This window comes from Pseudomonas sp. MF06569 (assembly GCF_059862735.1).
The window spans coordinates 1-9640 of record NZ_JCBCUZ010000051.1; the positions used below are offsets into that span (position 1 = coordinate 1).

8 protein-coding genes and 2 pseudogenes are annotated in these 9640 nt (G+C 54.3%); 4 read left to right on the forward strand and 6 right to left on the reverse strand.

Annotated features, from left to right (window positions below; genetic code table 11):
• Positions 1 to 83: 83 nt before the first annotated feature.
• Positions 84 to 881 carry a recombinase family protein gene (locus AC19YQ_RS24410; RefSeq protein ID WP_500596129.1) on the reverse strand — a complete coding sequence of 266 codons (798 nt, stop codon included), beginning with the start codon at positions 879 to 881 and terminating at the stop codon, positions 84 to 86.
• Between the two features lie 60 nt (positions 882 to 941).
• Between AC19YQ_RS24410 and AC19YQ_RS24415 the strand changes: the two are divergent.
• Positions 942 to 1016, forward strand: a pseudogene (locus tag AC19YQ_RS24415) (DNA-3-methyladenine glycosylase I); the annotation flags it as partial.
• A gap of 153 nt (positions 1017 to 1169) precedes the next feature.
• Positions 1170 to 2057, forward strand: coding sequence for a lysophospholipid acyltransferase (locus AC19YQ_RS24420; protein WP_016782851.1), 888 nt, complete (start codon positions 1170 to 1172; stop codon positions 2055 to 2057).
• 115 nt (positions 2058 to 2172) lie between these two features.
• Here the strand turns inward: AC19YQ_RS24420 and AC19YQ_RS24425 are convergent, their stop codons facing one another.
• The 5 genes from AC19YQ_RS24425 to def all read right to left on the reverse strand — a co-directional run bounded on the left by AC19YQ_RS24425 (position 2173) and on the right by def (position 6880).
• Complete coding sequence (locus tag AC19YQ_RS24425; RefSeq protein WP_133074955.1) at positions 2173 to 2484, reverse strand: tetratricopeptide repeat protein; 312 nt, start codon at positions 2482 to 2484, stop codon at positions 2173 to 2175.
• A gap of 10 nt (positions 2485 to 2494) precedes the next feature.
• Positions 2495 to 3871, reverse strand: a complete 1377-nt coding sequence (gene trkA / locus AC19YQ_RS24430; RefSeq protein WP_133074956.1) for a Trk system potassium transporter TrkA — start codon at positions 3869 to 3871, stop codon at positions 2495 to 2497.
• Between the two features lie 19 nt (positions 3872 to 3890).
• Complete coding sequence (gene rsmB / locus AC19YQ_RS24435) at positions 3891 to 5201, reverse strand: 16S rRNA (cytosine(967)-C(5))-methyltransferase RsmB (RefSeq protein ID WP_219261982.1); 1311 nt, start codon at positions 5199 to 5201, stop codon at positions 3891 to 3893.
• Positions 5198 to 6157 carry a methionyl-tRNA formyltransferase gene (gene fmt / locus AC19YQ_RS24440; protein WP_133074958.1) on the reverse strand — a complete coding sequence of 320 codons (960 nt, stop codon included), beginning with the start codon at positions 6155 to 6157 and terminating at the stop codon, positions 5198 to 5200. Before fmt ends, rsmB begins: the two co-directional genes overlap by 4 nt.
• A gap of 216 nt (positions 6158 to 6373) precedes the next feature.
• On the reverse strand, positions 6374 to 6880 hold the full coding sequence (gene def / locus AC19YQ_RS24445; protein ID WP_019828628.1) for a peptide deformylase: 507 nt from the start codon (positions 6878 to 6880) through the stop codon (positions 6374 to 6376).
• Positions 6881 to 7272: 392 nt separating this feature from the next.
• Here def and AC19YQ_RS24450 point away from each other — a divergent pair.
• Both AC19YQ_RS24450 and AC19YQ_RS24455 read left to right on the forward strand, forming a co-directional pair.
• Positions 7273 to 7950 (forward strand): annotated as a pseudogene (locus AC19YQ_RS24450) (DNA-processing protein DprA); the annotation flags it as partial.
• Between the two features lie 795 nt (positions 7951 to 8745).
• On the forward strand, positions 8746 to 9555 hold the full coding sequence (locus AC19YQ_RS24455; RefSeq protein WP_500596130.1) for a hypothetical protein: 810 nt from the start codon (positions 8746 to 8748) through the stop codon (positions 9553 to 9555).
• The last annotated feature ends 85 nt before the right edge of the window (positions 9556 to 9640 follow it).

Sequence of the window (9640 nt, forward strand, 5' to 3'; positions counted from 1 at the left end):
AGCGCTTCGATTTCAAATGCCCGATCGAAGTCATGGGAGAGGTGATGCAGGAAGCCTTGGCTATGCGGCATGATGCTCCGGCTTCAATTCAATAACCGTGTTGCACTCAGCTCCTGCAACCGCCCAGCATCATCATATTCAATTTTATGAGTCTGCAAATCGCCACATACGGCGCTTCTATTTAATAGATGCGAAACAGTTTCTTTTGAAAAAACCTTTGATGATTTTCTTTGCTCATTGATTTTTGACGTGGCTGTATACATACCATATGTCTTCAAAAGTGAGAGGCAAAGCTTTACATCAGATGCTTCTGGTTCTTTGAATTCAATCCAATCTGCGGTTCTGATTAACCAAAATGGAAGGGAACCATATACAACATTTTTGTCTTTTGCTTTTTCACGCCGTGCTTGATGCTGGCGAGTGATACGGTCAGATTTTGTTCTGCTTTCTTCGTGAGCACGATAAAGCAATGTCTGTATTTCAATACCTTCAATAAACTGATTGTCAGAGTTTAAAGAATATTTTTTATATGGTGATAGGGTGGCAATATCTACGCCATTTTTGATGATGTCTAAAATGACCGAATGTGCGATATAGCCACCTTGGCGACTAATACGGTCAAAACTTTCAATTACAAGAACAGAGCCTTTTTCGATTTGACCGTGTTTTACTCGTTCAAGAAAATCTTTGATTGCGCCTTTTTTGATGTTCTTGCCATTGAACGATGAAAGGCGGTCCAGAAATACGGGTTCCACCAGCTCGCCGTCATTCTCTTGCAGAAAGCGCTCAATCTGACCCAATTGACGGCGCTCAGAATCGCCTTTGGCTTGCTCGATGGTGCTCATCCTGATGTAGGCATAGACTGGCGTTTTGCGTGGCATAGCGGGCGTTCCTCGGCTTCGTAGGCGCATCATAGCGCTATACGAATAGCTTAGGTCTGTATGCAGGCCAGCGGCATGGTCATGGACCACGCCACCTATTGCGACCGTTACGCCGAACTGGCAAACGGCGGTTAGAATGCTGGCCTATTGCATTAAATCCTGTAGTCGCTGCCGAAGGCTGCGATAAGGTCCGAAGGACCTTCAACAATGGGGCTGCTGCGCAACCCATCGCAGCCTCGTACCTCGTCAGCGACTACAAAGCCGTTTTGTTTTGAATGGGATAACCCTGTGGAAAAGTTTAAAGGCGCCCTGCTGGTCGGGGCTTTGCGATTGTTTGCCATGCTCCCGTGGGGCGCGGTGCAGCGCGTGGGGTCGGCCATTGGCTGGTTGATGTGGAAGCTGCCTAACCGATCGCGCGATGTAGTGCGTATCAACCTGGCCAAGTGCTTCCCCGAGATGGACCCGGTAGCCCGTGAGCAACTGGTGGGCCAAAGCCTCAAGGACATCGGCAAAAGCCTGACCGAGAGCGCTTGCGCCTGGATCTGGCCCGCCCAGCGTTCCATTGATCTGGTGCGTGAAGTCGAAGGCCTGGACGTGCTCAAGGACGCTTTGGCCTCCGGCAAGGGCGTAGTGGGCATCACCAGCCACCTAGGTAACTGGGAAGTGCTCAACCACTTTTACTGCAGCCAGTGCAAACCGATCATTTTTTATCGCCCGCCCAAGCTCAAGGCGGTAGACGAACTGCTGCAAAAACAACGTGTGCAACTGGGCAACCGCGTGGCCGCATCGACCAAAGAAGGCATTTTGAGTGTCATCAAGGAAGTGCGAAAAGGCGGTCAGGTCGGGATTCCGGCCGACCCGGAGCCAGCAGAGTCAGCCGGTATCTTTGTACCGTTCCTCGGCACGATGGCCCTGACCAGCAAGTTTGTGCCCAACATGCTGGCGGGTGGCAAGGCAGTGGGCGTGTTCCTGCACGCACTGCGCCTGCCGGACGGTTCGGGTTTTAAAGTGATTCTGGAAGCGGCGCCCGAAGAGATGTACAGCACCGACACGGCAACCTCGTGTGCGGCCATGAGCAAGGTGGTCGAAAAGTATGTGCGGGCGTACCCGAGCCAGTACATGTGGAGCATGAAGCGCTTCAAAAAGCGTCCGCCGGGAGAGGCGCGCTGGTACTAAAGCCACTCAACCCCTGTGGGAGCGGGCTTGCTCGCGATTGCATCGACGCGGTTTTAAAACTGAACCGCGCTGCCTGCATCGCGAGCAAGCCCGCTTTCACATTGGATGGGCAGTGTCAGGAGACTTTATCGAGTTTCTTCAAAAACACGGTCATTTCTTTCTCGGCCTGTTTGTCGCCATGGGCCTGGGCTGCTGCAATCCCCTGCTCCCATGCCGTGCGCGCGGCCACACGATCGCCCGCCGCCAGTTGCGCCTTGCCCAGCAGCTTCCAGGCTGCGGAATACTTGGGGTCAAACGCCACACAGCGTTGCAGGTGCTCCGCCGCCTTGAGGTTATCCCCAAGGTCGAGATAACCCTTGCCCAGGCCAAAGCGCAGCAATGAGTTATCCACACCCTTGGCCAGCATTTTTTCCAGTGACTCCAGCATTCCTGACTCCTTAGAAAAAGCTCAATCCCACGTGGAACAGCTTCTCTACGTCGCGAATATGCTTTTTATCCACAAGGAACAAAATCACGTGGTCGCCAGCATTGATCACAGTAGAGTCGTGGGCAATCAGTACTTCTTCGTCGCGAATAATCGCGCCAATCGTAGTGCCCGGCGGCAGATTGATCTCGCCGATACGACGACCAATCACTTTGCTTGACCTCGAATCACCGTGGGCAATCGCCTCGATCGCCTCGGCCGCTCCACGGCGCAATGAGTGCACGCTGACGATATCGCCACGGCGCACGTGGGCCAGCAAGGTGCCGATGGTGGCCAACTGGGGGCTGATGGCGATATCGATCTCGCCGCCCTGGATCAGGTCCACGTAGGCCGGGTTGTTGATGATGGTCATCACCTTTTTTGCACCCAGGCGCTTGGCCAGCAGCGAGGACATGATATTGGCCTCGTCGTCGTTGGTCAGGGCCAAAAATACGTCGGCGTCCGCAATGTTCTCTTCGAGCATCAAATCGCGGTCAGAAGCGCTGCCTTGTAGCACCACAGTGCTGTCGAGGGTGTCGGACAAATAGCGGCAACGTGCCGGGTTCATCTCGATGATCTTGACCTGATACCGGCTTTCAATCGCCTCGGCCAAACGCTCACCGATCTGCCCGCCACCGGCGATCACAATGCGCTTGTAGCTTTCGTCGAGACGGCGCATTTCGCTCATTACGGCGCGAATGTTGGCCTTGGCGGCGATGAAAAAGACCTCATCGTCAGCCTCAATCACCGTATCACCACGGGGGGTGATCGGCCGGTCACGTCGGAAAATCGCTGCTACTCGCGTATCCACATTCGGCATGTGTTCACGGAGCTGGCGCAGTTGCTGACCAATCAACGGGCCGCCGTAGTACGCCTTGACCGCCACCAGTTGTGCCTTGCCTTCGGCAAAGTCGATGACCTGCAAGGCGCCGGGGTGTTCGATCAGGCGCTTGATGTAATTGGTGACTACCTGCTCGGGGCTGATCAACACGTCGACCGGGATTGCGTCGTTGTCGAACAACTCCTGGCCGCGTGTCAGATAAGCCGCCTCGCGGACCCGGGCGATTTTGGTCGGGGTATGAAACAGCGTGTAGGCCACCTGGCACGCGACCATATTGGTCTCGTCGCTGTTGGTGACCGCCACCAGCATGTCGGCGTCATCCGCCCCCGCCTGACGCAGCACATTGGGCAGCGAGGCTCGGCCCTGCACGGTCCGAATATCGAGGCGATCACCGAGGTCGCGCAGGCGCTCACCATCAGTGTCGACCACGGTGATGTCGTTGGCTTCGCTGGCCAAATGTTCTGCCAGCGTACCGCCGACCTGGCCTGCGCCGAGGATGATGATTTTCATGCCTGCAATCCCTAATCAGTTAGCCGCGAGCGGCTGCGATTTTGATCAATTTGGCGTAGTAGAAGCCGTCGTGCCCGCCCTCTTGCGCCAGCAACTGGCGGCCGTGGGGTTGCTTGAGACCGAACTGCCCGGCGATATCCAGCTCTCGGGCGCCCGGGGTACGGGCGAGAAAGGCTTCGATCACGTCGGTGTTTTCAGTCGGCAACGTCGAGCAGGTGGCATAGAGCAAGATGCCACCGACTTCCAGAGTTGGCCACATCGCGTCCAGCAGTTCGCCTTGCAAGGCTGCGAGCGCGGCAATGTCATCGGGTTGGCGGGTCAGCTTGATGTCCGGGTGACGGCGGATAACACCGGTCGCCGAACACGGCGCATCCAGCAGGATGCGCTGGAAGGGCTTGCCGTCCCACCAGGTGGCGGTGTCGCGGCCATCGGCAGCGATCAGCTCGGCGCTCAGGCCCAGACGCTCAAGGTTTTCGCGCACGCGCACCAGACGCTTGGCTTCCAGGTCGACCGCCACTACGCCCGCCAGTGCAGGTTCGACTTCCAGGATGTGGCAGGTTTTACCGCCCGGTGCGCAGCAGGCGTCAAGCACACGCTGGCCCGGCGCTAGGTCCAGCAGGTCGGCGGCCAGTTGCGCGGCCTCGTCCTGCACGCTGATCCAGCCTTCGGCAAAGCCCGGCAGATTGCGTACATCGCAGGCTTGGGCGAGCACGATTCCGTCCTGGCTGTAGACACACGGCTGGGCCTCGATCCCGGCCTCGACCAGCAACTGCAGATACCCATCGCGGCTGTGGTGACGACGGTTAACCCGAAGAATCATCGGCGGGTGGGCATTGTTGGCCGCGCAAATAGCTTCCCACTGCTCAGGCCAGAAGGCCTTTAGGGATTTTTGCAGCCAGCGCGGGTGGGCGGTACGCACCACAGGATCATGCTCCAGCTCGGCCAGCAAGGCTTCGCTCTCGCGCTGGGCGTTGCGCAGCACGGCGTTGAGCAGGGCTTTGGCCCACGGCTTTTTCAGCTTGTCGGCGCAGCCTACGGTTTCGCCGATGGCAGCGTGGGCCGGAATACGGGTGTAGAGCAGTTGATACAGACCGACCAGCAGCAGCGCCTCGACGTCCGCATCCGCAGCCTTGAACGGCTTTTGCAGCAGCTTGTTGGCCAACGCCGACAGGCGCGGCTGCCAGCGGGCAGTACCGAACGCCAGGTCCTGGGTCAGGCCGCGATCGCGCACCTCAACCTTGTCCAGTTGCAGCGGCAAGGAGCTGTTGAGCGATGCTTTGCCGTTCAACACTGCAGTCAGTGCCTTGGCAGCGGCCAGACGAGGGTTCATTGCGCGTTTTCCGTTTGACCGAGGGTGATGCCGACAGCGAATTTCTCACGGCGACTGTTGAAAAAATCACTGAAGTTCAGTGCTTTGCCGCCAGGTAATTGCAGACGTGTGAGGCATAGCGCGCCTTCACCGCAGCCAACGATCAGGCCGTCTTTGCTCGCAGCAATAATCTGCCCCGGCGCGCCCTTGGCGTCAGCAATGGTAGCGGCCAGCACCTTGAGGGCTTCACCACTGAGCGTGCTGTGGCAAATCGGCCAGGGGTTGAAGGCGCGAATCAGTCGCTCCAACTCAACAGCCGGGCGGCTCCAGTCGATGCGTGCTTCGTCTTTATTGAGCTTGTGGGCGTAGGTCGCCAGGCTGTCGTCCTGCACGTCGCCTTGCAGCGTGCCCGCAGCCAGACCGGCGATGGCCTGGATAACGGCCGGTGGGCCCAACTCTGCCAGACGGTCGTGCAGGCTGCCGCCGGTGTCGTCGGCAGTGATCGGGGTGACAGACTTGAGCAGCATGGGGCCGGTATCCAGACCCGCCTCCATGCGCATCACGGTCACACCGCTTTCACTGTCGCCCGCTTCGATGGCGCGTTGAATCGGCGCCGCTCCACGCCAGCGTGGCAACAAGGACGCGTGGCTGTTGATGCAGCCCAGACGCGGAATATCCAGTACCACTTGAGGCAGGATCAGGCCGTATGCCACCACCACCAGCAAGTCCGGCTTGAGCGCGGCCAGTTCGGCTTGAGCCTCGGGTGCGCGCAGGGTTGGCGGCTGCATGACCGGGATGTTGTGTTCCAGGGCCAGTTGCTTGACCGGGCTTGGCATCAGCTTTTGCCCGCGCCCGGCCGGACGATCCGGTTGGGTGTAGACCGCGACGATCTCGTAAGGGGTGCTTAGCAGCGCCTTGAGGTGTTCGGCGGCGAATTCTGGGGTGCCAGCAAAGACGATGCGCAGTGGCTCAGTCATGGATTACTCACTTGGAATAGGGGGCGCGGGAACAAGCGGCATTGAGCCCGCGAAGGTCAGGCTGACTCATGTCTAATGTGGGAGCGGGCTTGCCCGCGATGACAGCAACTCGATCTCTGTGAAAATCGCGTCGCCTTAATCGCGAGCAAGCCCGCTTCCACATCGGATCTCTGCATATTCGAGAGTGTTGTCCGGGACAGGTCCGCTCGGGGTGGATCAAGCGTTCTGGCGGTGCAGTTTTTCCAGCTTCTTCTTGATCCGGTCACGCTTGAGCGTAGACAGGTAATCCACGAACAGCTTGCCGTTGAGGTGGTCGCATTCGTGCTGAATGCACACCGCCAGCAGGCCTTCGGCGATCATTTCGAAAGGCTTGCCGTCACGGTCCAGCGCCTTGATCTTGACACGCTGCGGGCGATCGACGTTTTCGTAGTAACCCGGTACCGAGAGGCAGCCTTCCTGATACTGGCCCATCTCGTCGGACAGGATCTCGAACTCCGGGTTGATAAACACCATGGGTTCGCTGCGGTCTTCGCTCAGATCCATGACCACGATGCGTTTGTGCACGTTGATCTGAGTGGCGGCCAGACCGATGCCCGGCGCCTCGTACATGGTTTCAAACATGTCATCGATCAACTGACGGACTTCGTCGTCCACAACCGCCACGGGTTTGGCGATGGTACGCAGACGCGAGTCTGGGAATTCGAGGATGTTCAAAATAGCCATAAGTTTGATTGGTGCACTGTGTGAAAGATTCAAAAACGGTTGTCAGGTGGGTCCTGTGGACTCGAGCAACCTGTGCAAAACGTCTCCTTCAGAGAGAACCCGCTCGGGCTCTGGCGTTTCACGCGAGTACACATAATAAAGGGATTCACCCGCGGATGAAACGACTAGCTGCCGGGCTGCACGCGCAGGTGGCCGGTGCATGTCTCAATTTGAAACCTGTGAGATCAGCCTCTTGGCAGCGTTCAACTAATGTTGGGTTTCTACGTACGGTTTCAAGGTCCGGCCGGTGGCTCAATCGTGCCGTTTTCATCGTTTCCCAAACAACTTGTCAACAGACTTATCCACAGCTTGTTCCTTAGGTTCAGATGGAATAACCGATCAAGGATGATCCTATGCCGTTGTCAGAAATATCCCCGGCTGAACTCGAAGCCCGTTTGCGTTTACACCGCCTGCCCGAGATTGGGCCACGGCGTTACTACACCCTTTTCAGGGCCTTCGGTTCGGCCAGTTCGGCGCTCAGCGCGCCTGCCGGCGCCTGGCATGCATTGGGGCTGCCCGCAGTCTGTGCCCAGGCGCGACGCAGCCCTGAGGTTCGCGAGGGTGCCAGCGCTGCATTGCGCTGGCTTGAGCGCTCCGGGCAGCACGTGCTGTTCCATGACCAGGCCGATTACCCTGCTTTATTGAGTGAACTCAGCGATGCTCCCCCCGTGTTATTCGTGGCTGGGGCCCCTTCTATTCTGGAAAAGCCGCAGCTGGCGATGGTCGGTAGCCGACGCGCTTCACGCCCGGGCCTGGACACCACAGCAGCCTTTTCCCGCAGCCTTGCCGGAGCCGGTTTTGTAATTACCAGCGGGCTGGCGCTGGGGGTAGACGGCGCGGCGCATCAAGCCGCTCTGGACGTTGGCGGACAGACGGTGGGCGTATTGGGCACCGGTTTGCAAAAACTTTATCCACAGCGCCATCGCGCCCTGGCAGACGCAATGATTGCCAGCGGCAGCGCGGTGGTTTCGGAGTTCCCTCTGGACTCCGGCCCGCTACCGGCCAACTTCCCTCGGCGTAACCGAATCATGATTAGGTAAACTATTTTTCCGAGTTATTTTCACAGATTCCGAAATTTGTTTGAAGTGGCAAAGTGCCTTATTAGAAGTCATAATTTGGCATGGACAAGGAGCATACGTCCAAGAATGATAAAAATACTCATAAAGTACAACAGGGTTACTCAGGGGTTTAGTTTAAAATGAATAGAGCGAAGTTGGCTGTGGCATTATTAACATTATCGACTTCCGTCTTTGCAATGGATGAAGACACGAAAAACGAAATTTACGATATAGCTAAAAATATAGGTTATAAATATTGTTTCTCCGTGATAAATAATAATCCAGAGAGGCAGTCTGCACTGAACCAGCTGAAAATTAGCCCATCGACGGCTTGCCAGTGCGCCTCTATAGAATCGGCTAACGCTATGGAGGCCAGCCCGTCGTATAACGCTTTCCTCAGGAGCGCTATACGAAGTTCAGATATAAATAATGGTAGAAAGCCAAGTTTCGTTTATGAGAAAGACCAAGACGCAGCAGTAGAAGTGTATTCGAAAATATTCAATAACTCCTGGGCGAACTGCGTGATGCGTCTGAAATAGTCTTTTGAGGCTGATAGAGGCAAAAGCCGATATGACGTAATGCGCTTTTGCTTTTGCTTCTCTTGGATAATTCTAAAATAACTGTCGCAACCTTTGTTTTCGGGCCTTGTAGACAGTTTGAAAATTAAGGATTAGTGTATTAAAAAGCGCATGCAATAAAAAAGAGCCTTTCGGCTCTTGCATTTGGGTTTTATTTGTTATAATGAAGTTACGAGCAAAATTATAAGAAATGAAACCGACCCATACGGCTATTATAGCATTTAAAAACAAAAAGCAAGTTTTAACAAAAGAAAATATTGAAGAAATAAAATCCGATATTGAACTTTTCCAACGTTCTGATATTAGTATCAATGAATTAGTAGCAAAAGTGAAAATAATTATCTCTCAATTTAATGCATCAACTAAAACATTCGAACTATCCTATCAAACCGCAATCATGGGCTTGCCTTTTTTGAATGACAAAGAAAATTTAGATTTTCAATATGTTCAGTCATTGAAAGAAGCACCGAAGAAACAGAACATAATTCAAGCAAAGCAAAAATTGGATTTTCAGTATAGGGAGAAAATAGAGGATTATGACAAGGAAGTAATTGCGCTTGGCAATATAATCTTCAATTTGTTTTGTTATCTTTCAACTGATACAGTTTTGAAAAGGCTTATTATTGAGGCGAGCAAGATACCAGAATTTAAAAAAGAACTTGAAAATATAGAGATTTACAAAAATATAAAATTCTCGGATTTTCGTTGTACTGGAACAATATTAGATAAACTTTACGAATATTATATTGATTTGACGACAATCGTTCACGCAGCGACAAAAGATTTTGAAGGGCGTGAAATGGAGGGAAAAGACAAAGGAACATTGAAGCGACTAAAAAGAATAATCAGAAGAGTTGCACGAAAGCAGCGCGAAATATTTTTGCTAAAAACTCGAAAAATCGGAGCAAGTGGTGAAGTATATTGTAGTAGTGAATTACTTGCGTATCAAAAAGAAAGGGGGCGGTTGCAGGAGCTGAGTGCAACACGGTTATTGAATTGAAGCCGGAGCATCATGCCGCATAGCCAAGGCTTCCTGCATCACCTCTCCCATGACTTCGATCGGGCATTTGAAATCGAAGCGCTTA